This window comes from Gaetbulibacter aquiaggeris (assembly GCF_044003965.1).
GTDB classification, from domain to species: domain Bacteria; phylum Bacteroidota; class Bacteroidia; order Flavobacteriales; family Flavobacteriaceae; genus Yeosuana; species Yeosuana aquiaggeris.
The window spans coordinates 419,455-442,117 of the sequence record NZ_JBAWKC010000003.1 but is presented as its reverse complement, the minus strand read 5'-3'; the positions used below and the strand labels follow the sequence as shown (position 1 = coordinate 442,117).

Sequence of the window (22,663 nt, the reverse complement as noted above, 5' to 3'; positions counted from 1 at the left end):
ATTATAACAAAAGCTTATTTGCAAACGATTCAATGTCACCTTTTATATTTTGAAGATAATCAATATCATCAAAACCATTTAGCATATTATCTTTCTTATAACTATTAATTTCAAAAGACTCTTGCGCTCCTGTTGAAAGAATAGTTATTGTTTGATTTGGAAGATTAATTTCTATTTCAGTATTTGGATCCTCATAAATAGCGTTGAATATTTGTTCTGAAAACTCAGGAGTAACCTGTACCGGCAAAACGCCTATATTTAAACAGTTATTTCTAAAAATATCTGCAAAGAAACTTGATACTACACAACGAAATCCATAATCATAAATAGCCCAAGCAGCATGTTCTCTGGAAGAACCAGAACCAAAATTCTTGCCACCAACTAAAATTTTGCCACTATAAATAGGATTATTTAATACAAAACTTTCTTTAGGCGTATTATCGTTGTTATATCTCCAATCTCTAAACAAATTGTCGCCAAATCCTTTACGCTCCGTAGCTTTTAAAAACCGAGCGGGAATAATTTGATCTGTATCGACATTTTCTAATGGTAATGGAACCGCTTTACTTGTTAGAACTTTAAATTTATCGTATGCCATTTTGTTTTGTTTAATTGTTTAATCGTTGATATGTTTATTAAAAGTCAATGATTATAATAAGTCTCTAGGATCAGTTACTACGCCTGTTACAGCCGCGGCTGCCGCTACTAATGGGCTGGCCAATAAGGTTCTTGACCCTGGGCCTTGACGACCTTCAAAGTTTCTGTTTGAAGTACTCACTGCATATTTTCCAGCAGGTATTTTATCATCATTCATCGCTAAACAAGCAGAACAACCAGGTTGTCTTAAAGTGAAACCTGCTGCCGTAAGAATATCCAAAATGCCTTCTTCCTGAATTTTAGCTTCTACTTCATGCGAACCAGGAACTAACCAGGCTGTAACATTATCTGCCTTTTTCTTTCCTTTAACAATAGATGCAAAAGCTCTAAAATCTTCAATTCTGCCATTAGTACAACTTCCTAAAAAGACATAATCAATTTTTTTACCGATCATAGAGTCATTCTCATTGTAACCCATATAATCTAATGATTTTTTGTACGTGGCAATACCACCTTCAATGGCATCTGCATTAGGAATATGTTTTGAAATACCCATACCCATACCAGGATTTGTTCCATAGGTAATCATAGGTTCAATATCGCTAGCATTAAAATTTAATTCTTTATCAAAAATAGCGCCCTCTTCAGTTTTTAATGTTCTCCAATGAGCGACGGCTTTATCCCAATCTTTACCTTTAAGTGATAATGGTTTTCCTTTTAAGTAAGCGAAAGTGGTTTCATCAGGAGCAATCATACCACCACGTGCACCCATCTCGATAGATAAGTTACAAACAGTCATACGTCCTTCCATAGTCATGTTTTCAAACACATTACCAGCGTATTCAACAAAATAACCTGTTGCACCAGAAGTAGATAATTTTGAAATAATATATAAAGCCACATCTTTAGGAGTAACCCCTTTACCTAATTGCCCATTCACATTAATGCGCATTTTTTTAGGCTTTGGTTGCATAATACATTGCGTAGAAAGTACCATTTCAACTTCTGAAGTACCAATTCCGAATGCAATGGCACCAAAAGCACCATGGGTAGAGGTGTGAGAATCGCCGCAAACAATAGTAGCTCCTGGGAAGGTTATACCGTTTTCAGGTCCTACCACATGTACAATACCGTTTTTTTGATGTCCTAATCCCCAATGACTTATTCCATATTCATTTGAATTATCTTCTAAAGCTTTTAATTGATTAGCAGATAATGGATCTTCAACTGGTAAATGTTGATTAATTGTAGGGGTATTGTGATCGGCCGTTGCAAAAGTTCTTTCCGGATACATGACTTTTAAGCCTCTACTCTTTAATCCAAGAAAAGCCACAGGGCTTGTTACTTCATGAATAAAATGGCGATCAATAAAAAATACATCCGGTCCACCTTCAATTTTTCTAACTACGTGTGAATCCCATACTTTGTCAAACAATGTTTTGCTCATAAAAATCTAAAAATTTAAAATTGAAACTTGAACATAAAATAATAATTACATTAGATCAAGCATTAGGATGGCAAATTTATAAAAATGAACCCTTTTTTCATCATAATAGCAAATGTTACGAGAATTATTCCAACATTTTTATAGTATTATTAATGGAATGAGAAAAAATCGATTTTATCTCAATAGAATTGATTGTTTGCTTACAAATTTAAAAGGTGCTTTTTTTTATTTGTTAATAAACTGGTTAAAAAGTATAAATGCATTCCATTCATTTAGCTTCATAAATTTATAATTTTAAAAAAATTCCAACGCCATGAACACAAGACAATCTGACCTTAAAGCTATTCGACCCGAAATTTTAACGGCAACAATAAATGAGAATATGAGTAATGATGAACGGTTTCAAAACATAGTACTAAGACCAATCATTAAACTCCAAAATGATTTACTTATTGAAGTTTTCAAAAACTATGTAAATAAATATAAATGTTCATTTTATGATTTAACTGTTGAAAAGAAAATCAGCTATATTGAAAATTCTATTCAAAGAGATATTAAATTCAGAAACTCATTGAAAGGCATTATTATTGGCTTTTTTACAGTTGATGAATATTTAATTTATATCCAAAATTCCTCGGCTTTAAACAAACGCATGATGGGTATTGTAAAAGACAGATTAATTAGCAATATTCAATTGATTGTTCGGTCAGAATTTTTAGACGCTGTTTAGATTTATATTAAGGAAACACCATTCAAATCAGTAGTTAGGGCATCACTCATATAATTAAAATAAGGGCGAATGGCTTGAAATGCCGTATTGATGTCTGATAAAAAATCAGCGTCCAGTACTTCTGTATCCGTATATTTTTTTGTGAAAATATATTGTTTTTTTCTTATCAAATCAATGGCTTGGTGTTCTTTGTTAAAACCTTTTGGTGCTGATTTAAGTTCATCTCCAACCAGATCTCCCCAAATATTTTTAAATGATTTCTCATTGATTATATTTCTAATTTCTTCATCATCCATTTCAAACTCCTTTCGAATTCTAAGTAAATCTTCTTTATTTGGCTCCCAAAAACCTGTTGCAATAAATGATTCATTATTTGGAGCAATATGTAAATAATAACCGCCTCTTAAACCTGGTTTTACTCGAAGAAAAGAGCCCCCAAAATGGGTTTTATAGGGTTGTTTGTTCTTTGAGAAACGAACATCTCGATATATTCTAAAAATTTTAACCTTATCAACATCGTCATGAGTTTTTAAATTATCAAAAACAACATTGTAAATTTTTTTGATATCGGTTTCAATAGACTTAAACTCTTTTTTATGTGCATTAAACCATTCACGATTATTATTTTTTTCTAATTTTTTTAAGAAGTCAAATACAGATGGTGAAATAGTAATATTCATATCTAGTAATTATATTTTTTTCTAAAATACAAAAAGTCCCGATTCATTCGGGACTTTTTGTATTTAGTTAACATTATTTGAAAACTTAATTTTTCATATATGTTTTTACTTCAACTTCATCTGTGTCTTTATTATAGTATTCAATAGCAAAATTTCCATTTGCATCAAAATAACCAATCCCTGAGTGCATGTCTCCATTTAAAATATAATAGTTATTGGTACTAGTTGTCCATGCTTTTCCAACTTTATTAAATTTATTATTTTCTTTGTTTTTATCAAAAGCAATATCAAAACCTCTTTTATTTGGCGTAAACATATATTTTTCATCACCTAAAACATAGTAAGTTTCTTCTGTTAAAAAATCATAATTATCGTCACTATCGTTGTCAATAAAAACTGTTTTTTTGACTTTCTTAGTTGCTTCGATACGATCTTGGTTAGTTTTGTTTTTATCCTTATCATCTAATTCAACTGAATTTGTTTCACGAGTTACTACTTTTATTTTCTTTTCGGTAGTTTTATTTTCGTCTTTTGTTGTAATCGTTTTTACTTCAGTTTCTTGTTTTACTTCTTTTGGTTTTTCTTGTGCAAATAAATTCCCTGAAAGTATTATTGCTAGAAATAATAGTAAATTTTTCATTTGTTTGTTTTTTTAAGTTAAATTAATATAGTAATATTTAGATCCTATAGTCTTAAACTAAATATCTTACCACAAAGATGGCTATATAAGCTATCTGATCTGTTATAGGTTTTTTGCTAAGAGTTGCAAAATTCACATATAACAAATAATAAATTGAGTAAAAAACGGGAACTTTGAGCGTTTAAAATGAAAACTATATAAATTCTATTTTATTTAGGATTAGCCCTGAAGCCGGCGCAATATAATCCATGATTTCTTCACTTTCGGGTTTCAAACTGTTTTCAATATACTCCAAAGAAATTTCTCCTCTGCCTAATTTAATTAAGGCCCCCATCATTAAACGTATTTGATTTCTCATAAAACCTTTGCCTTTTACTTTTAAAATATAGCTTTTTTCAGGAAAAAAATTAGCACTAAACAGGTTGTTTTCAAATAACTCACAGGTTTCTAAGGTTCTATTATAAACACCTTCATTGGTTGCTCTAAAAGCATATGTTTTAAAGTTATGATGTCCTTCAAAACATTTAGCCCCTTGTTTCATCAATTCTATATCTAAAGGTTCAAGTATAGTGGTCATTAAAGGTGCACAAAATGGGTGGTTTTTACTTCCTTGAGAAAATAAATACAAGTATTCTTTTATTTTTGAATTCTGTATTATATTAAAATCTTGATCCACTTCTCTAATTTTAAGAGCCCTAATATCCTGTGGTAAGTTTTGATTGAATAATTCCATGAAATTGTCAAAATCATCAAGTGGTTCCTGTAAAAACAGCTCAAAAGCTGCTTCTTGAGCAGAGACCATCGCATCGGTTCTTCCTGATCCAAGTGTTTTAAAGGACTTTTTCTCTAAAATAAATTTTAAAGTTTTATCAATCATCAAATGTACTGTTTTTACATGCGGTTGTTTTTGCCAACCATGAAAACGATAACCTAAAAATTGAACAGTGATTACATAGTAGTATTTTTTCAAAACTTTGATAGGGAATTTAAATGTACTGAATGTAAGTTATTTTATCAATTATGACAAAAATTTTATAAATTGTATAACAAAATAACGAACTAAAATTATTTTATATGAATGAAAACACAAAAAATCCTACAACAAGTTTTTGGGTTATAAGTGGTATTGCCCTTTTTTGGAATGTGTTAGGAGTATTGGCCTATTTAGCTCAGGCATTTATGTCTGAAGAGACCTTACAATCATTACCTGAGCCTGAACAAGCCATATATCTGGATGTACCCGCATGGGCTACTGCTGCCTTCGCCTTGGCAGTTTGGGGAGGGGCATTAGGATGTTTATTGTTATTACTGAGAAAACGATGGGCAAAAATTGTATTAGTAATTTCCTTTTCGGGTATTGTAGTTCAGATGATCAATAATGTATTCTTAAGTAAATCTTTGGAAGTATATGGCCCTGGTGGTTTAATAATGCCCATTTTGGTAGTATTTATAGGAGCTTTTTTGGTTTATTATTCAAGAAAAGTAGACACCAACGGCTGGTTGAATTGATCTGAAAGTAGTATTAAAATAAAAAAGACCTTAATTAATTAAGGTCTTTTTTATTTTAATTATTTGTGCCGTTTTTCAAGAACCTGGACAATATCTTCAAGTTTAAATCCTTTTGCCTGAAGTAATATTAAATAATGAAATAATAAATCAGCACTTTCTTCCAAAAATAAGTGATCATTGGCATCTTTTGCTTCAATAACAACTTCAACGGCTTCTTCTCCTACTTTTTGAGCAATCTTATTGATTCCCTTTTTAAATAGTGAAGCGACATAAGAATTTTCGGCTTCGGCATTTTCTTTCCTATTTTTTATAACACTTTCAAGTTGTGTTAAAAAACCAAAGTTTTGACTATTTAATTCATTCCAACAGGTATCACTTCCCTTATGACAAGTAGGTCCGACAGGATTTGCCTGAACTAACAAGGTATCATTATCACAGTCATTTTTAATATCTATAAGTTGTAAAAAATTTCCACTTTCTTCTCCTTTTGTCCATAAGCGCTGTTTGCTCCTGCTAAAAAAGGTCACTTGCTTGGTAGATACTGTTTTTTGGAAGGCCTCCTCATTCATATATCCCAGCATTAAAACATGCTTTGTTTTGGCATCTTGTATGATAGCAGGCACTAGTCCTTCATTATTATATTTTATTTTCATGATTTAAATTATAATCGTACTTCTATGTTATTATTTTTTAATTCTTTTTTCAATTCTGGAATCATTATTTCTCCAAAATGAAACACACTTGCTGCCAAAGCCGCATCCGCTTTCCCTATCTTGAAAGTGTCAATAAAATGTTGCACATTACCTGCGCCTCCTGAAGCTATAATGGGAATGTTCAACTCTTCAGATAATTTTGCCAAAGCTTCATTTGCAAAACCATTTTTGGTACCGTCATGATTCATTGAAGTAAATAAAATTTCGCCTGCACCACGTTGCTCAACTTCCTTAGCCCATTCAAATAAGTCAAGTTCTGTTGGAATACTTCCGCCTGCTAAATGTACTTTCCAATGATTATCGACTTGCTTGGCATCAATAGCCACTACCACACATTGGCTTCCAAATTTATTTGACAACTCATTAATCAATTCAGGTCTTTTTACAGCCGAAGAATTGATAGAAACTTTGTCAGCACCACATTGTAATAAGGCGTCTACATCTTCTATTGACGAAATACCACCACCCACTGTAAAAGGAATATTGACCTGCTCTGCCACATGAAGCACCATATCTAAAGTGGTTGCTCGGCCTTCTAAAGTTGCTGAAATATCTAAAAAAACTAATTCATCAGCACCCAAATCAGCGTACTGCTTAGCTAATTCCACTGGATTACCAGCATCTCTTAGATCTACAAAATTGACCCCTTTTACAGTTCTGCCATTTTTTATATCCAAACAGGGAATGATTCTTTTTGTAAGCATACTTTAAACTTTGAATTATACGTATTTTTCAAGTTGTTTTAAACTAATTCTGTTCTCATAAATAGCTTTACCTATGATCACGCCTTCACAGCCTATGTCTTTTAAAACAGGTATTTCTTCAATTGATGAAATACCTCCAGAGGCAATTAGTTTAATGGATTGACCAAAACTACTGTTGCTGCATTCTGAAATAATTTGTTTGTATAATTCTATAGATGGCCCCCCTAACATGCCATCTTTTGAAATATCAGTACAAATCACATATTGAATACGCTTTTTTTGATACTCTTTAATAAATGGTATTAAATCTTCTTGACTTCTCTCCATCCATCCACTTATTGAAACTTTACCATGATCGCTATCTGCGCCTAAAATTATTTTAGTGGCTCCATATTTTGAAATCCATGATTCAAAGGTTTTTGGGTCTTTGACAGCAATACTACCTCCCGTTATTTGTTTAGCTCCAGAATTAAAGGCAATAAGGATGTCTTCATCAGCCTTAAGACCACCACCAAAATCTATTTTCAAACTTGTTTTAGAGGCTATTTGTTCTAAAACCTTATAATTGACAATATGATGAGCCTTGGCACCATCTAAATCAACTAAATGCAAATATTCTATACCAGAAGCTTCAAAAGCTTTTGCAACTTCCAGAGGGTTTTCATTATACACCTTTTTTGTTTCGTAATCTCCTCGTGTCAGGCGAACGCATTTTCCGTCTATAATATCTATGGCAGGTATTATTCTCATGTCTATTTAATATCTAACTTTAAAAAGTTTTCTAAAATTCTTTCTCCTGCGAAGCTACTCTTTTCCGGATGAAACTGTACTCCAAAAAAATTATTATGTTGTAAGGCTGACGCATAATTTATATCATAATCCGTTGTAGCAATGGCTTGTTCACATTGTTCAGCATAATAACTATGCACTAAATACATATATTCGTTTTCTTTAATACCCGTAAATAATTCAGACTTTAAATCTTTGATTATATTCCAACCCATTTGAGGTACTTTTACTTTATTTGAAAATCGTTTAACCTGAGTATTAAAAATGCCTAATCCTTTTGTGTTTCCTTCTTCGGTAAAATCGCATAATAATTGCATCCCTAAACAAATGCCTAAAACGGGTTGTTTCAAATTTGGTATTAAAGTGATTAAACCGCTTTCTTTTAACTTTTGCATGGCGGTGCTAGCTTCACCAACGCCAGGGAAAATAATTTTATCGGCACTTAAAATTTCATTAGGATTACTAGATAAAACAGCATTTACTCCCAGTCGATTGAAAGCAAACTGAATGCTTTTTATATTGCCAGCTCCATAATTTATTATTACTAAATTCATTTAAAGCATTCCTTTAGTTGATGGTAAAATCATTTTTTCAATGTCTCGTTTTACAGCCATTTTAATTGCTTTTGCAAACGCCTTAAAAATAGCCTCTATTTTGTGGTGTTCATTGGTGCCTTCGGCTTTAATATTTAAGTTACATTTGGCCCCGTCAGTAAAAGATTTAAAGAAATGATAAAACATTTCAGTTGGCATTTTCCCCACCATCTCACGTTTAAAATCGGCTTCCCAGACTAACCAATTTCTACCGCCAAAATCGATGGCAGCCTGAGCCAAGCAATCATCCATTGGTAAACAAAAGCCATAGCGCTCAATACCCAGTTTCTTTCCTAATACGGTATGAAACAATTCCCCTAAAGCAATAGCCGTGTCTTCAATAGTGTGGTGCTCATCTACTTCTAAATCACCTTCTACTTGTATCTTTAAATCTAATTGTCCATGGCGCGCTATTTGGTCCAGCATATGATCAAAAAAGGCAATGCCCGTATTAATTTTGCTTTTTCCTGTACCATCCAGATTTAATTGAATGGCAATTTTGGTTTCATTAGTATTTCTGATGATTCCGCCACTTCTATCATCTGCTTTTAAAAAGGCATAGATTTTTTGCCAATCATTTGTTTCTAAAGCGATATAGGTATTTAACTCTTCTCTTTTAACTGTGATTTCATGAACCCCCAAATGCGTTTCTTCATTGATAAAAACACCTTTTGACCCTAAGTTTTTAGCTAATTCCATATCCGTTAGCCTATCCCCTATTACAAATGAATTTTCAAGATCATAATCTTCAGAAAAATACTTGGTCAGCAACCCAGTATTAGGTTTTCTTGTAGGCGCATTATCTTTTGCAAATGTTCTGTCTATTAATTGTTCAGAAAAAACAACCCCTTCATCTTCAAAACATTTAATAATAAAATTATGAACGGGCCAAAAAGTGTTTTCAGGATAAATTTCTGTACCTAAACCATCCTGATTAGTGATCATGACTAATTCATAATCCAGTTCTTTTGCAATTTTACTCAAATATTGAAATACTTTTGGGAAAAACTGAAGCTTATCAAAAGAGTCAATTTGCTCATCAGCTGGTTCCTTTATAATCGTGCCATCACGATCAATAAACAATACTTTTTTCATACTTTTTATGCTTTACAAATCCTTTAATATTTTTAATAATCGCTTGTTTTGTGTACGCGTTCCAACAGTAATTCTTAAACAGTTTTCGCAATTATGTTGATTCGTTCTGTTTCTAATAACAATACCTTTTGATATAAGCTGATTATAGCGCTTGTTGGCATCATCTACTTTTATCAAAATAAAATTAGCGTCCGATGGAAATATCTTTGAAATAAAATTGATTTTATTTAATTCATTAATTAAATCTGTCCGCTCTTTTAATATTTCACCAATTTGATTTTTTACTAAATTGGCATTTTTTAAGTTTTCAATAGCTTTATTCTGAGTTAACTCATTAACATTATAGGGCGGTTTAATGGTGTTTAATGTTGCTATAATTTCTGTAGAAGCATAGCAAATTCCTAAGCGAATACCTGCCATGCCATAGGCTTTTGATAAGGTTTGAGTTACTATTAAATTTGGAAATTCTTCCAATCTGTCTAACCAGCTACTTTGTTTAGAAAAATCAATATAGGCTTCATCAATTACCACAATACCACCAAATTTATTCAGTAGGGTTTCAACCTCTATACTAGAAAAACTATTCCCTGTCGGGTTATTTGGTGAGCATAAGAATAAAATTTTACTTTTAGAATTAGAGGCATTTAAAATAGAATCAATTTCTGGTTGAAAATTATTTGATAATGGAACTTTTATTGTTTTAACAGCATTGAGATTAGCCAGTACTTCATACATACCATAAGTAGGCGGTAAAATAATGACGTTATCTACATAAGGTTCGCAAAACATTCTAAATATAAGATCCAAAACTTCATCACTTCCATTACCTAAAAGCATGTTTTGAGTTGGAACATTTTTTATTTGGGATAACAGCGTTTTTAATTTATTCTGATGTGGATCCGGATATCTGTTAACCCCGTTTTCAAAAGGATTCTCATTAGCATCCAGAAATACCATCTCAGCAGAAACACCTTGAAACTCATCTCTGGCAGATGAATATGGTTTCAATGCTTTTATTGTTGGTCTTATTAAATTTTGAATAGTCATTGTTTCAAATCCTTTAATCGTATTGATACGGCATTTTTATGAGCTTGCAAGCCTTCAGCTTCAGCCATTAATTCTATAGTTTCACCAATATTTAACAACCCCTCTTTAGAGATCTTCTGAAAGGTCATACTTTTCAAAAAGCTGTCTAAATTGACTCCAGAATAAGCTTTTGAAAATCCATTGGTCGGCAAGGTGTGATTCGTTCCAGAAGCATAATCCCCCGCACTTTCTGGGGTATAGTTTCCAATAAAAACAGAACCGGCATTGGAGATGCCATTCATATAAAAACTTTCATTTTTTGTACAAATTATAAAATGTTCCGGACCATATTCGTTAATTAACTGAAGCGCGAATGCGTCATTTTCAATATAAATAAGTTTTGAGTGAGCAATCGCTTTTTCAGCAATGGCCTGTCTTGGCAATTTTTTAATTTGTACCTGAATTTCTTTAGAAACTGCTTCAATAATGTTTTTAGAAGTAGATACTAATATAACCTGACTATCAGTTCCATGTTCTGCCTGACTTAATAGGTCAGAAGCTATATAAGCTGCATTAGCAGAATCATCAGCAACCACTAGTAATTCACTAGGCCCTGCCGGCATATCAATGGCTATACCATGTTTTGTGGCCAGTTGTTTCGCGACGGTGACAAATTGATTGCCTGGACCAAAAATCTTATAAACTTTAGGAATTGTCTCAGTACCAAAAGTTAATCCAGCTATGGCTTGAATACCTCCAACTTTGATGATTTTTGTAACACCACAAAGTTGAGCAGCATACAAAATCTCTGAAGCAATGGAGCCTTCCTTGTTAGGTGGTGAACATAAAACAATCTCTTTGCATCCTGCAATTTGTGCAGGAACTGCTAACATCAAAACGGTTGAGAATAACGGGGCTGTTCCTCCGGGAATATACAATCCCACTTTTTCAATAGGTCTCTTTTCTTGCCAGCAAAGCACCCCCGGCGTGGTTTCTATTTCAATTTTAGAAGATTTTTGAGCCTTATGAAACGCTTCAATATTATGTTTAGCTAATTCGATGGCCTTTTGCAATTCAATGGAAACAAACGATGCAGCATTCTTTATTTCTAATTGGCTGACTTCCATTTCCGCAAGACTTATGCCATCAAAATAAGAGGTGTATTTTTTAATAGCCTCATCCCCTTTCTGATTGACTTCATTAAAAATCTGATTGACCGTTTGTTCAATATCATCAACAGTTTGCGTGGGTCTTTTTAAAATTTCAGACCATTTACTTTTATTCGGATTATTTATTATCTCCATAACTTTTAATCTAAAGAACCATTTTTTCTATTGGACAAACTAAAATTCCTTGTGCCCCTTTCTTTTTTAATTCATCAATAATATCCCAAAATTGATTTTTACTGATCACAGAGTGTACTGAACTCCAACCAGCTTCTGCCAAAGGCAATACGGTTGGGCTTTTCATTCCTGGCAATACATTAATGATATCTTGTAATTTATCATTTGGGGCATTAAGCAATATGTATTTTGAATCACGCCCTTTTAGAACAGACTGAAGTCTGAACTGTATTTTATCTAAAATCTCTTGCTTTTCCGCACTTAGAATTGGAGAAACAGCTAAAACTGCTTCAGATTTCATGATGACTTCAACTTCCTTTAAATTATTTTTAAATAAGGTGCTTCCACTGGAAACAATATCACAAATGGCATCAGCTAAACCAATATTTGGAGCAATTTCTACAGAACCATTAATGATATGAAGATGCGCTTTTATGCCGTTTTTATCTAAATAACTCTGAATAGTGTTTGGATAGGAAGTAGCAATACGCTTACCCTCTAAATCTTGAATGCCATTATATTTTATGGACTTAGGTATAGCAATGGATACTTTACAGGTTGAAAATCCTAATTTTTCAGCAATGGTGATCCCATTACCCTTTTCAATCAAAATATTTTCTCCAATAATAGCGGCATCAACAACTCCATCTTTCAAGTATTGTGGGATATCTCCATTTCTTAAATAAAATACCTCTAATGGAAAATTTCTGGCAGAAGCCTTTAACTGATCTTTACCATTATCAATAGAAATACCAATATCTTTCAATATTTCCATTGATTCATCATGTAATCTCCCTGCTTTTTGTACTGCAATTTTTAATTTACTCATCTTTCTTTTTGTTATGAGTTTGAAACAATCTTTTTAGGAACAAAAAACCCGTTTGATTGTCTCAAACGGGTTTAAAATATATGTTGAATTTATTCAATACATTTTCATTTCGCCTGAGTGCAAATTTGAAAATGATGATGATGTAATTGAATAAAGTTCATGTTTTATTATTTATGATGACAAATATCTAAAATTTAATCTTAGTATTCCAAATATTTGAATTTAAATTTTTCAGAATTAAATAATATGTATGTTTTTACTACAAAAAATATTTATTAACAATAATATACCTTTCAGAATAAAAATTACATAATTAATAAATTCTTCTAAGCTATTGGTTTCCTAAAATGATAGGTAACCCAGAATCTCCTGAGCCAATAACAATCACTTTACTATTTGGTGATTCCGCTAATTTCATCGTAGCGTCAATACCCTTATCTTGTAAAATTTTATCCGTTAAAGACGCACTTAAAATTCTGTTAGATTCGGCTTTACCTTCCGCTTCAATAATTACCTTTTCAGCCTCTTTAGCAGCAGTAACCAATCTGAATTCATATTCTAAAGATTCCTGTTCTTGCTTTAATTTACGTTCAATAGCTTCTCTAATGGTTGAAGGCAAAGTGACGTCGCGCACTAATATTTCATTAAGCTGAACATATTGCTTTTCTAAAATCTTTTTCGTTTCTAAAAATATTTCATCTTGAATCGCATCACGCTTACTTGAATATAATTGTTCAGGTGTATATCGACCGACAACACTTCTAGCAGCACTTCTAATAGCCGGTTGAATAACCCGTTGTAAATAATTTTGACCAAGAGACTGGTGTAAATTTCCTAAATCATTATAAACGGGCTCATACCAAGCAGAAGCATCAATTTGAATTTCTAAACCATTAGAAGACAGTACTTTCATTTTCTCAAAAAGTTCTTGTTGGCGTACCTCATAAACGTATACTTTATTCCAAGGGGCAATCACATGAAATCCTTCACCTAAAGGCGGTTCATCTGTAACAACTCCTTCACTAAAGGTTTTAAACAATACGCCGGCTTCACCAGAGTCTATGGTGATTGCAGATTTTGCGAGTACGATAATTAATATGATGGCAACAATAATAATTGGGATGCCGATTTTTGGTAATCTTTCCATGTTTTTATTTATTTAAATTAATCCGTTATATTTTCTTAAAAACCATTCTATTGTTAGGCTTATTGCTATTAGAAAAAGTAAATATTTCCAATCTATCAAAGGTATGGTATTTTTATTTTCTTTTAGAATGGATTGATATCTATTATCATTTAAAAGGTCTTTTAATACTGAACTAGTATTTGCTATAAAATAAGGGGTTCCAGAACTATTAGTGGCAATTTGCTCCAGTTTTGTTACATTGGCATTTAAAAATTGTTGCTCAACATTATACTCCAAAATTTTAAAATTACCAGATTTTGAAATATTTTCTTTGGAATTACTAACTGTAAAATAATAGTCTGAAGGAGGCAAACTACTCATGTCTACTTGATATACATTGTTTTTAAGAATGAAAGGAAAGATCTTTTCTTCCTTTAAAATAGAATCTTTCACTTCTATCACTAAACTTGCTCTTGCATCAAATTCAAAATTTTTATCAAAATATTCCGCCTTAAAATTAACTCCATTGGTTCCATTATAGAAGGACTCATATTCTAAGTTTAATCTACTTTTTTTATTATTAGAAGATAAATACTGAATAATTTTACCAAAAAAATCATCAAATGCTTCAAATGATTCAGAATTTAAAAAACTTTGGGCTCTCCATTGCCAAATATTTTCACCTAATAAAAGAGCCTCTCTCCTGCCATTAAATTCAAAAGTGGCCAATAATGGCTGATCTGTTACAAGATTTCTTAGCTTTTTAAAAATAATAGTTTCAAAGGGAATACTAAATGAAATAGAACCAAAATTAGACTGCAATGGTGGAAAAGATTCAAAGTTGATATCATCCACTAAAAATGATGCATAATTTGTATTTAAAGAAACTAAGTAGTCTTCCTTTTGATTGGTAATTTCATGTTTATAATTTTGACTCACTGAATTCAGAAAGTTTAAATCTGTTTTAGGGCCTATAACTATGAACTTATTCTTCCTTTCTGTGTCTAAAAGTGCTAATAATTTTCTAAATGTATTGTTTGGCTGGTAGAGTATAAATAATTGAAAATCATTGGTTTGACCTAAAGCTTCTGCCGGTTTTAAAATGGAGGCTGTATGTTGCTCGTTGCTTTCTATACTCTTTTTAAAAACGCCTAAATCCGGGTGTGAAAAATCACTAACTATTGCAATGTTGGTCTTTTGGTCAATAACTTCGATAGCAAAAGACTTCGTGTTATTCACTTTGTTTTTTTCGTTTTCCTGAGGCGCTATAGTTGCTTTATAACTAAAAACACCCACAGCATTTGCTGGCAAAGTGATATTTATAATTTTCGAATTATTACTCTTTGTAAAATTGATAGTTTGCGAATACAGTAAAGATTTTCCTGAGTGCACTTGAAAATTAGTACTGATATTATCATCCCCATTGTAGGCAACAATACATTCTACAGGAAATTCATTTTTTAAAAATGCGTATTTATTGACATTAAGTTGTTGGATACTTAAATCTGTATAAGTTGTGGTATCACCTAAAATAACTGGGTAAATGGGTTGTCCATATTTTGTAGCATTGTATTGATAATCATTCCCAATGGTTTGATTTCCATCAGTAATTAATAGCATAGGCGCTATGTCGTTTTTATAAACTTGTGAAAGCTGATTGAACACATCATCAAAATTGGTTTCGTTTTCAGAAAAATTAATGGAATCAGAAACTTTTAATGAATTGCCGAAGGTGTAATAATCAACATTAAATTTTTTGTTAATTTCTGCACTATTATATATCGTTGAAACAAAATTTAAGGCATTTTTATCTTGATTTAGGTTTTTTATTGAGGCAGAATTATCAACAGCAACGATAAGTTTAGGCTTTTCAGAATAAAAATTTATATGCTCAAACTTTGGATTTATAATTAGTAATAAAATAGAAAAAATAGTGATAAATCTTAAAAAAATAAATAAGATATTGAGCTTCTGTCTAGAATCAGGCCTATAATAATACAGAAATAGCGCTAATAAAAGCGCTATAATTCCTGCAAGAATAATATATAGAATGGTTAATGTAGACATATTCAATTTACGATTTGAATTTTTGAGATCATTATTTTGTTGAACAAAAACATTGGTCTCAAATAAAAGCTTAAGTTAACATGCCACCATCTACATTGATTGTTTGTCCTGTTACATAAGCACTTAAATCACTCGCTAAAAACACGCATACATTGGCAACATCTTCAGGCGTTCCACCTCGTTTTAATGGAATACCTGCGCGCCAGCCTTTTACTACTTCTTCATCAAGTTTTGCAGTCATTTCGGTTTCTATAAAACCTGGAGCAATAACATTACTTCTTATATTTCTTGATCCCAGTTCTAAAGCAACAGATTTTGAAAATCCTATGATACCTGCTTTTGACGCTGCATAATTAGTTTGACCGGCATTTCCTTTAACGCCAACAACAGAACTCATATTAATAATGGAGCCTTTTCTTTGTTTAAGCATTGTTTTTTGAACCGCCTTGGTCATATTGAAAACAGATTTTAAATTCACTTCTATCACCGTATCAAAATCTTCTTCAGAGATCCTCATTAATAAATTATCTTTTGTGATTCCCGCATTATTTACCAGGATATCAATACTTCCAAATTCATTAACAACCTCATCAGCTAATTGTTGTGCTTCATTAAAATCGGCCGCGTTACTTTTATACCCTTTAGCCTTTATACCCAAAGCATTTAATTCATTTTCCAGCACATTAGCTGCTTCTACAGAAGAACTATATGTAAAGGCTACATTAGCTCCTTGTTCTGCAAAAACGTGTGCTATTCCTCTTCCTATACCTCTACTTGCTCCTGTAATAATGGCTGTTTTTCCTTCTAGTAATTTCATGGTAGTCGCTTATATTATTTTGTAATCAATTATTACTTCAAATATAGGAATATTTATAGTGTGTTAAAAAATGTTCTCTTAACAATTTAAACCAATTTTAAATTCCAAAGACAATTTCCTGATAATAAAAAAGCCCTACTAATAATAGCAGGGCCTTGTATATATTATTTTTAGTAAAATTATCCTAAAACTTCTTTTACTTTTTTTCCAATCTCAGCAGGGGAATCAACCACGTGAATACCACAAGCTCTCATGATTTTCTTTTTCGCTTGCGCAGTATCATCACTTCCACCTACAATGGCACCTGCATGTCCCATAGTACGCCCGGCAGGAGCAGTTTCTCCAGCAATAAAACCAATAATGGGCTTTTTGCTCCCACTGGCCTTATACCAGTTAGCGGCATCAGCCTCCAATTGACCTCCAATTTCACCAATCATAACCACTGCTTCTGTTTCAGGATCATTGATGAGTAATTCTACAGCATCTTTGGTTGTGGTTCCAATGATAGGATCTCCTCCAATTCCAATGGCAGTAGTAATTCCTAGTCCTTGTTTTACCACCTGATCAGCAGCCTCATAAGTCAATGTTCCAGATTTTGAAACAATACCAACCGTTCCTTTTTTAAATACAAAACCTGGCATAATACCAACTTTGGCTTCACCTGGAGTAATCACTCCGGGACAGTTAGGGCCTATCAATCGGCATTCTTTATCTTTTATATAATCAGCAGCTTTTATCATGTCTGCCACGGGAATTCCTTCAGTAATCGTAATAATAACTTTAATTCCAGCGTCTGCAGCTTCCATAATAGCGTCTGCAGCAAAGGCCGGTGGGACAAAAATAATAGTAGTATCTGCTCCAGCCGTTTTAACAGCATCAGCTACAGTATTGAAAACCGGTTTATCTAAATGTGTTTGACCACCTTTACCTGGTGTTACACCACCAACAACATTGGTTCCATATTCAATCATTTGACTTGCGTGAAAAGTGCCTTCACTACCCGTAAATCCTTGAACTATTATTTTTGAATTTTTATTTACTAAAACACTCATTTTTATATTTTTTATTTAAATAAAGCATTGCAAAAGTACTTTTTTTCAAAATACTTTTAACACCTATTGTATTTTTATTTTTTTGATTTTATATACTCTAATATTTCAGGAAGTCGCTTGATATTAGCCATTTCTTTCATTTCAGATCTCGCATCTTGCGCAGGTGTCCCCCAATAGGTTTTATTGCCTTCTAAAGATTTACTAATACCAGATTGCGCATGAAAAACCGCCTTCGTTCCAAGGGTGACACCACTGGTACAACCAACTTGTCCCCAAATAGTGACTTCATCTTCAATTACAACACAGCCTGCAATCCCAACCTGAGAGGCGATTAAACATTTTTTACCCACAACTGTATCATGTCCAATTTGTATTTGATTATCTAATTTGGCACCTTCTTTTATAGTAGTATCTCCTGTAACACCTCTATCTATGGTGCAATTAGACCCAATATCAACATGGTCCTGGATTACAACACGACCACATGATTTTAATCGATCATAGCCTTCCGGTCTTTTCTTATAATAAAAAGCATTGGCGCCTAATACGGTTCCCGCATGGATAGTGACATGATTACCAATGACAGTATCATCATAAATACTCACATTTGAATTTATAATACAATGATCACCAATAACGACATTATGACCGATAAAACAATTTGGCTGAATGATGGTATTTCTTCCAATTATTGCAGTATCAGAAATTGAATTAGTTGAAGCCTTAAAAGGCTTAAAGTGATCAGTCAGTTTATTGAAATCTCTGAAAGGATCCTCACTAATTAATAAAGCTTTGCCTTTTGGACAGTCAACTTCTTTATTAATTAAAATGATGGTTGCGTTTGAGTTTAAGGCTTTATCATAATATTTTGGATGATCAACAAAAACAATATCACCTGAAGTAACCACATGAATTTCATTCATGCCCAAAACAGGGAAATTGGCATCACCAATAAAGTTACAATCAATTAATTTTGAGATTTCAATTAAGGAATAAGTTCTAGGGAATTTCATCTAATAGTTTGCAAATTAACTTATCAAAAAACAATCAAAACGTATTAAAAAAATCTATTCTTTCACACGTTCTTTATAAGTTCCTTTCTCGGTTTCAATTTTTATAAGATCACCTTCATTTATAAAAAGTGGCACGTTAACACTGGCACCCGTTTCAACGGTTGCTGGTTTGGTGGCATTCGTTGCTGTATTTCCTTTAACCCCTGGTTCTGTAGCTGTAACCATTAATGTTACACTGGCAGGCATTTCCACAGACAGAGGTAAATTGTCTTCTGTATTAATAATAACCGTTACAACTTCACCTTCTTTCATTAATTGAGGGCTATCCAAGGCACTTTCCCTTAACTGAATTTGGGTGTAATCTTCTGTATTCATGAAATGATAATATTCGCCATCACTGTATAAAAATTGAAACTTATGAGTTTCCACTCTCACATCTTCTATTTTATGGCCAGACGAAAAGGTATTGTCAAGTACTTTTCCAGAAGTAACGCTTTTCATTTTGGTTCTTACAAAGGCCGGACCTTTACCAGGTTTAACATGTAAAAACTCTATTATTTTATAAATATCATTGTTGTATCTTATACATAATCCGTTTCTAATATCTGATGTACTTGCCATATAAATTGTCTTCCTTTATTATTTTTAATTTTTTAATTGGATTTGAAATAACCCTTCATGATTCCGCGATGTGAATTTTTTATAAATTGAAGAATCTCATCACGTTCAGGCGTTGCTTCCATTTCTGCTTCAATTATTTCTACAGCCTGTGTGTTATTATAATTCTTTTGATACAATATTCTGTATATATCTTGTATTTCTCTGATCTTATCAGAGGAATATCCTCGTCTTCTAAGACCTACTGAATTAATTCCAACATAGGATAAGGGCTCTCTGGCTGCTTTAACAAATGGAGGCACATCTTTTCTTACTAAAGATCCACCAGTAACAAAGGCATGGTTACCAATGGAAACAAATTGATGTACAGCGGTCATGCCCGCTAAAACAACATAATCTCCAATAGTAATATGACCCGCTAGAGTGCTATTATTTGAAAAAATACAATTGTTACCTACTATACAATCATGAGCGATATGACAATAGGCCATAATTAAGCAGTTATTGCCAACAACCGTTTTCATTCTATCTGAAGTGCCTCTATTAATAGTAACACATTCTCTAATGGTAACATTATCACCTATTTCAACAGTCGTATCTTCATCATTATATTTTAAATCTTGTGGTACAGCTGAAATAACGGAGCCAGGAAATATATTACAGTTTTTTCCTATTCTAGCACCTTCCATAATGGTAACATTACTACCTATCCAGGTTCCTTCACCAATAATGACATTGTTATTTATGGTGGTAAATGGTTCAATTACAACATTTTTTGCAATTTTAGCACCAGGATGTACGTAAGCGAGAGGTTGATTCATAATTATTTTACTTTAGATATTTGAGCCATTAGTTCTGCTTCTGCGCAAAGTTTTCCGTTAGCATACGCATAACCTTGCATATGGCAAATACCTCGACGAATGGGCGTAATTAATGAACATTTAAATATAAGCGTATCACCAGGGACTACTTTTTGTTTAAACTTAACATTATCCATTTTCATAAAAAATGTCAAATAATTTTCAGGATCCGGAACCGTATTTAAAACTAAAACGCCACCCGTTTGCGCCATGGCTTCAACAATTAAAACACCTGGCATCACTGGTGCTCCAGGGAAATGACCAGCGAAAAAAGATTCATTCATGGTCACATTTTTCATAGCAGTCACATAGTTATCGGTAAGTTCAAATACTTTATCGATTAATAAAAAAGGCTGTCTGTGTGGTAACATAGCCATAATTTGATTGACATCCATTAAAGGAGTTTGATTCAAATCAATATTAGGTACGTTATTGCGTCTTTCATTTTTAATTATCTTAGACATTTTTTTTGCAAACTGCGTGTTCACAAAATGTCCAGGCTTAGTAGCAATGACTTTTCCTCTTATATGCGTTCCTATAAGAGCTAAATCACCTAAAACGTCCAATAATTTATGTCTTGCAGCTTCATTAGGGTGATGAAGCGTCAAATTATCTAAAATACCATTAGGTTTAATGGCAATAGACTCTTTTTTAAAAGCTATTTTTAACTTCTCCATAGTTTCGGGAGATAAGGCTTTGTCAACATAAACAATAGCATTATTCAAATCTCCACCTTTGATTAAACCATGTTCCAAAAGCATTTCAATCTCATGAAGAAAACTAAAGGTTCGTGCATTAGAAATATCTTTTTTAAAATCTGAAATTTTATTTAATGTGGCATTTTGGGTACCTAGGACTTTAGTACCAAAATCAACCATGGCTGTAATTTGGTATTCTTTACATGGCATTACTAATATTTCACTTCCAGATTCTTCATCCGTATATGAAATCACATCTGATACAATATATTCTTCTCTAAAAGCATCAAGTTCTATAATTCCAGCTTCTTCAATTGCTTTCACAAAGAATTTGGAAGAACCATCCATAATTGGGGGCTCAGAGGCATTTAACTCAAGTATAACATTGTCAACATCCATTCCAACTAAAGCAGCAAGAACATGTTCAGATGTTTGAATAGTGACACCGTTTTTTTCTAAACAAGTACCACGTTGTGTATTCGTTACATAACTAGCATCAGCTTCAATAAGAGGCATGCCTTCTAAATCGACACGTTTAAAGGCTAATCCAGTGTTCGCTAAAGCAGGCTTAAAAGTTAAGGTTACATTTTTGCCTGTATGTAAACCAACTCCAACCAATGAAACGGCTTTCTTTATAGTTTTTTGTTTTATTTCAGTATTTACTATTCCCATGTATCTTTTTTTCTAAATCATCAATATCTTTAACAATCTTGCCCAGGTTTTTAAAATGAACATACGATTTGTTATAGTCTGTTAAGGCAATAGCCGGGGAACCCTGCAGGATTTCATTATCCTTTACATTTCTTGCTATTCCTGACTGCGCTTGAATTCTTACATTGTTGCCAATGGTAATGTGTCCCGCGATTCCAACCTGGCCTCCAATCATACAATTTTCACCTATTTTTGATGAACCTGCAACACCTGTTTGTGCAGCAATGACCGTATTTTTGCCAACTTCTACGTTATGTGCTATTTGAATTTGATTATCTAATTTAACACCTTTTCTAATGATTGTAGATCCTAAAGTTGCCCTATCTATTGTTGTGGTCGCTCCAATATCTACAAAATCTTCTAAAATAACATTTCCAATTTGAGGCACTTTACTATATTCTCCATTTTCCATTGGAGCAAAACCGAAACCATCAGCTCCAATAATAGACCCAGAATTTAAAACACAAAAATTACCGATCACAGTCTCAGAATAAATTTTAGCCCCTGAAAAAATAACTGTATTATCGCCTATTGTTACATTATCACCAATATATACCCCTGGATAAATTTTGACATTATTGCCTATTGTTACATTATCACCAATATAAGCGAAAGCACCTAAATAAATGTTTTCTCCATATGTAACAGTGTCAGAAATATATGAAGGTTGTTCTATGCCTGTTTTATTCAGTTTAATAACATTATAATATTCCAGCAGTTTAGAAAAGGATTGGTAGGCATCATCCACTTTAATAAGCGTGGTTTCAATAGCATTTTCAGCATTAAAAGACCGGTTAACTATGGTTATAGAGGCTTTTGTTGAATATATAAAAGGGGTGTATTTTGGATTGGCCAAAAATGTCAGAGAGCCTTCTACCCCATCTTCTATCTTAGATAGTTTAGAAACTTCCACATCTGCATTCCCCACAATATCACCTTCTAAAATTCCTGCTATTTGTTGTGCTGTAAATTTCACACTATAAAGTTTGTTGTTTTAAGTTTGATA

General features: G+C 32.7%; 24 protein-coding genes. 2 read left to right on the top strand and 22 right to left on the bottom strand.

Annotated elements, in window-relative coordinates:
- Position 1: 1 nt before the first annotated feature.
- Positions 2–598, bottom strand: coding sequence for a 3-isopropylmalate dehydratase small subunit (gene leuD / locus V8G56_RS11205; protein ID WP_395438543.1), 597 nt, complete (start codon positions 596–598; stop codon positions 2–4).
- A gap of 51 nt (positions 599–649) precedes the next feature.
- Complete coding sequence (gene leuC, locus V8G56_RS11200; RefSeq protein ID WP_395438542.1) at positions 650–2,044, bottom strand: 3-isopropylmalate dehydratase large subunit; 1,395 nt, start codon at positions 2,042–2,044, stop codon at positions 650–652.
- Positions 2,045–2,357: 313 nt separating this feature from the next.
- On the opposite strand from leuC, the gene V8G56_RS11195 reads away from it, so the two are divergent.
- Positions 2,358–2,774 carry a glyoxalase gene (locus tag V8G56_RS11195; protein ID WP_395438541.1) on the top strand — a complete coding sequence of 139 codons (417 nt, stop codon included), beginning with the start codon at positions 2,358–2,360 and terminating at the stop codon, positions 2,772–2,774.
- A 2-nt stretch (positions 2,775–2,776) separates the two neighbouring features.
- On the opposite strand, the gene V8G56_RS11190 is transcribed toward V8G56_RS11195, so the two are convergent.
- The 3 genes from V8G56_RS11190 to V8G56_RS11180 all read right to left on the bottom strand — a co-directional run bounded on the left by V8G56_RS11190 (position 2,777) and on the right by V8G56_RS11180 (position 5,064).
- Entirely contained in the window at positions 2,777–3,454 is a 678-nt protein-coding gene (locus tag V8G56_RS11190; protein ID WP_395438540.1) for a DUF2461 domain-containing protein, read from the bottom strand.
- An 85-nt stretch (positions 3,455–3,539) separates the two neighbouring features.
- Positions 3,540–4,094, bottom strand: a complete 555-nt coding sequence (locus tag V8G56_RS11185) for a hypothetical protein (RefSeq protein WP_395438539.1) — start codon at positions 4,092–4,094, stop codon at positions 3,540–3,542.
- A gap of 193 nt (positions 4,095–4,287) precedes the next feature.
- Positions 4,288–5,064 (bottom strand): tRNA pseudouridine synthase A, encoded by a 777-nt coding sequence (locus V8G56_RS11180; protein WP_395438538.1) that lies wholly within the window; start codon positions 5,062–5,064, stop codon positions 4,288–4,290.
- A gap of 104 nt (positions 5,065–5,168) precedes the next feature.
- On the opposite strand from V8G56_RS11180, the gene V8G56_RS11175 reads away from it, so the two are divergent.
- A complete protein-coding gene (locus V8G56_RS11175) occupies positions 5,169–5,603 on the top strand; it encodes a hypothetical protein (protein ID WP_395438537.1) in 435 nt (144 codons plus the stop codon).
- A gap of 59 nt (positions 5,604–5,662) precedes the next feature.
- On the opposite strand, the gene hisIE is transcribed toward V8G56_RS11175, so the two are convergent.
- The 17 genes from hisIE to lpxD form a co-directional block, all read right to left on the bottom strand.
- Complete coding sequence (hisIE, locus tag V8G56_RS11170; RefSeq protein ID WP_395438536.1) at positions 5,663–6,256, bottom strand: bifunctional phosphoribosyl-AMP cyclohydrolase/phosphoribosyl-ATP diphosphatase HisIE; 594 nt, start codon at positions 6,254–6,256, stop codon at positions 5,663–5,665.
- Between the two features lie 8 nt (positions 6,257–6,264).
- Positions 6,265–7,020, bottom strand: a complete 756-nt coding sequence (hisF, locus tag V8G56_RS11165; protein ID WP_395438535.1) for an imidazole glycerol phosphate synthase subunit HisF — start codon at positions 7,018–7,020, stop codon at positions 6,265–6,267.
- A 15-nt stretch (positions 7,021–7,035) separates the two neighbouring features.
- A complete protein-coding gene (gene hisA / locus V8G56_RS11160; protein ID WP_395438534.1) occupies positions 7,036–7,770 on the bottom strand; it encodes a 1-(5-phosphoribosyl)-5-[(5-phosphoribosylamino)methylideneamino]imidazole-4-carboxamide isomerase in 735 nt (244 codons plus the stop codon).
- A gap of 2 nt (positions 7,771–7,772) precedes the next feature.
- On the bottom strand, positions 7,773–8,363 hold the full coding sequence (hisH, locus tag V8G56_RS11155; protein ID WP_395438533.1) for an imidazole glycerol phosphate synthase subunit HisH: 591 nt from the start codon (positions 8,361–8,363) through the stop codon (positions 7,773–7,775).
- Entirely contained in the window at positions 8,364–9,497 is a 1,134-nt protein-coding gene (gene hisB, locus V8G56_RS11150; protein WP_395438532.1) for a bifunctional histidinol-phosphatase/imidazoleglycerol-phosphate dehydratase HisB, read from the bottom strand. It abuts the gene before it with no gap.
- Positions 9,498–9,509: 12 nt separating this feature from the next.
- Entirely contained in the window at positions 9,510–10,544 is a 1,035-nt protein-coding gene (gene hisC, locus V8G56_RS11145; RefSeq protein WP_395438531.1) for a histidinol-phosphate transaminase, read from the bottom strand.
- Positions 10,541–11,827: a histidinol dehydrogenase gene (hisD, locus tag V8G56_RS11140; RefSeq protein WP_395438530.1), complete on the bottom strand. Its 1,287-nt coding sequence runs from the start codon at positions 11,825–11,827 to the stop codon at positions 10,541–10,543. The genes hisC and hisD overlap by 4 nt, the downstream gene beginning before the upstream one ends.
- A gap of 10 nt (positions 11,828–11,837) precedes the next feature.
- Positions 11,838–12,695, bottom strand: coding sequence for an ATP phosphoribosyltransferase (gene hisG / locus V8G56_RS11135; RefSeq protein WP_395438529.1), 858 nt, complete (start codon positions 12,693–12,695; stop codon positions 11,838–11,840).
- Between the two features lie 331 nt (positions 12,696–13,026).
- On the bottom strand, positions 13,027–13,842 hold the full coding sequence (locus tag V8G56_RS11130; protein ID WP_395438528.1) for a prohibitin family protein: 816 nt from the start codon (positions 13,840–13,842) through the stop codon (positions 13,027–13,029).
- 12 nt (positions 13,843–13,854) lie between these two features.
- Entirely contained in the window at positions 13,855–15,888 is a 2,034-nt protein-coding gene (locus tag V8G56_RS11125) for a VWA domain-containing protein (RefSeq protein WP_395438527.1), read from the bottom strand.
- A gap of 70 nt (positions 15,889–15,958) precedes the next feature.
- Positions 15,959–16,705, bottom strand: a complete 747-nt coding sequence (gene fabG, locus V8G56_RS11120) for a 3-oxoacyl-[acyl-carrier-protein] reductase (protein ID WP_395438526.1) — start codon at positions 16,703–16,705, stop codon at positions 15,959–15,961.
- Positions 16,706–16,884: 179 nt separating this feature from the next.
- Positions 16,885–17,757, bottom strand: a complete 873-nt coding sequence (gene sucD, locus V8G56_RS11115) for a succinate--CoA ligase subunit alpha (protein ID WP_395438525.1) — start codon at positions 17,755–17,757, stop codon at positions 16,885–16,887.
- 74 nt (positions 17,758–17,831) lie between these two features.
- Positions 17,832–18,770: a UDP-3-O-(3-hydroxymyristoyl)glucosamine N-acyltransferase gene (locus V8G56_RS11110; protein ID WP_395438524.1), complete on the bottom strand. Its 939-nt coding sequence runs from the start codon at positions 18,768–18,770 to the stop codon at positions 17,832–17,834.
- A 54-nt stretch (positions 18,771–18,824) separates the two neighbouring features.
- Positions 18,825–19,391 carry an elongation factor P gene (gene efp / locus V8G56_RS11105; RefSeq protein ID WP_331629226.1) on the bottom strand — a complete coding sequence of 189 codons (567 nt, stop codon included), beginning with the start codon at positions 19,389–19,391 and terminating at the stop codon, positions 18,825–18,827.
- Between the two features lie 32 nt (positions 19,392–19,423).
- Positions 19,424–20,209 (bottom strand): acyl-ACP--UDP-N-acetylglucosamine O-acyltransferase, encoded by a 786-nt coding sequence (lpxA, locus tag V8G56_RS11100; protein WP_395438523.1) that lies wholly within the window; start codon positions 20,207–20,209, stop codon positions 19,424–19,426.
- Positions 20,210–20,211: 2 nt separating this feature from the next.
- A complete protein-coding gene (locus tag V8G56_RS11095; protein ID WP_395438522.1) occupies positions 20,212–21,618 on the bottom strand; it encodes a bifunctional UDP-3-O-[3-hydroxymyristoyl] N-acetylglucosamine deacetylase/3-hydroxyacyl-ACP dehydratase in 1,407 nt (468 codons plus the stop codon).
- Complete coding sequence (lpxD, locus tag V8G56_RS11090) at positions 21,599–22,633, bottom strand: UDP-3-O-(3-hydroxymyristoyl)glucosamine N-acyltransferase (protein ID WP_395438521.1); 1,035 nt, start codon at positions 22,631–22,633, stop codon at positions 21,599–21,601. The genes V8G56_RS11095 and lpxD overlap by 20 nt, the downstream gene beginning before the upstream one ends.
- Positions 22,634–22,663 lie beyond the last annotated feature (30 nt).

What these genes read in the sequence shown, in the direction of transcription:
- leuD (WP_395438543.1), bottom strand. Translation starts at nt 598, where the DNA reads ATGGCATACGATAAATTTAAAGTTCTAACAAGTAAAGCGGTTCCATTA.
- leuC (WP_395438542.1), bottom strand. Translation starts at nt 2,044, where the DNA reads ATGAGCAAAACATTGTTTGACAAAGTATGGGATTCACACGTAGTTAGA.
- V8G56_RS11195 (WP_395438541.1), top strand. Translation starts at nt 2,358, where the DNA reads ATGAACACAAGACAATCTGACCTTAAAGCTATTCGACCCGAAATTTTA.
- V8G56_RS11190 (WP_395438540.1), bottom strand. Translation starts at nt 3,454, where the DNA reads ATGAATATTACTATTTCACCATCTGTATTTGACTTCTTAAAAAAATTA.
- V8G56_RS11185 (WP_395438539.1), bottom strand. Translation starts at nt 4,094, where the DNA reads ATGAAAAATTTACTATTATTTCTAGCAATAATACTTTCAGGGAATTTA.
- V8G56_RS11175 (WP_395438537.1), top strand. Translation starts at nt 5,169, where the DNA reads ATGAATGAAAACACAAAAAATCCTACAACAAGTTTTTGGGTTATAAGT.
- hisIE (WP_395438536.1), bottom strand. Translation starts at nt 6,256, where the DNA reads ATGAAAATAAAATATAATAATGAAGGACTAGTGCCTGCTATCATACAA.
- hisF (WP_395438535.1), bottom strand. Translation starts at nt 7,020, where the DNA reads ATGCTTACAAAAAGAATCATTCCCTGTTTGGATATAAAAAATGGCAGA.
- hisA (WP_395438534.1), bottom strand. Translation starts at nt 7,770, where the DNA reads ATGAGAATAATACCTGCCATAGATATTATAGACGGAAAATGCGTTCGC.
- hisH (WP_395438533.1), bottom strand. Translation starts at nt 8,363, where the DNA reads ATGAATTTAGTAATAATAAATTATGGAGCTGGCAATATAAAAAGCATT.
- hisB (WP_395438532.1), bottom strand. Translation starts at nt 9,497, where the DNA reads ATGAAAAAAGTATTGTTTATTGATCGTGATGGCACGATTATAAAGGAA.
- hisC (WP_395438531.1), bottom strand. Translation starts at nt 10,544, where the DNA reads ATGACTATTCAAAATTTAATAAGACCAACAATAAAAGCATTGAAACCA.
- hisD (WP_395438530.1), bottom strand. Translation starts at nt 11,827, where the DNA reads ATGGAGATAATAAATAATCCGAATAAAAGTAAATGGTCTGAAATTTTA.
- hisG (WP_395438529.1), bottom strand. Translation starts at nt 12,695, where the DNA reads ATGAGTAAATTAAAAATTGCAGTACAAAAAGCAGGGAGATTACATGAT.
- V8G56_RS11130 (WP_395438528.1), bottom strand. Translation starts at nt 13,842, where the DNA reads ATGGAAAGATTACCAAAAATCGGCATCCCAATTATTATTGTTGCCATC.
- V8G56_RS11125 (WP_395438527.1), bottom strand. Translation starts at nt 15,888, where the DNA reads ATGTCTACATTAACCATTCTATATATTATTCTTGCAGGAATTATAGCG.
- fabG (WP_395438526.1), bottom strand. Translation starts at nt 16,705, where the DNA reads ATGAAATTACTAGAAGGAAAAACAGCCATTATTACAGGAGCAAGTAGA.
- sucD (WP_395438525.1), bottom strand. Translation starts at nt 17,757, where the DNA reads ATGAGTGTTTTAGTAAATAAAAATTCAAAAATAATAGTTCAAGGATTT.
- V8G56_RS11110 (WP_395438524.1), bottom strand. Translation starts at nt 18,770, where the DNA reads ATGAAATTCCCTAGAACTTATTCCTTAATTGAAATCTCAAAATTAATT.
- efp (WP_331629226.1), bottom strand. Translation starts at nt 19,391, where the DNA reads ATGGCAAGTACATCAGATATTAGAAACGGATTATGTATAAGATACAAC.
- lpxA (WP_395438523.1), bottom strand. Translation starts at nt 20,209, where the DNA reads ATGAATCAACCTCTCGCTTACGTACATCCTGGTGCTAAAATTGCAAAA.
- V8G56_RS11095 (WP_395438522.1), bottom strand. Translation starts at nt 21,618, where the DNA reads ATGGGAATAGTAAATACTGAAATAAAACAAAAAACTATAAAGAAAGCC.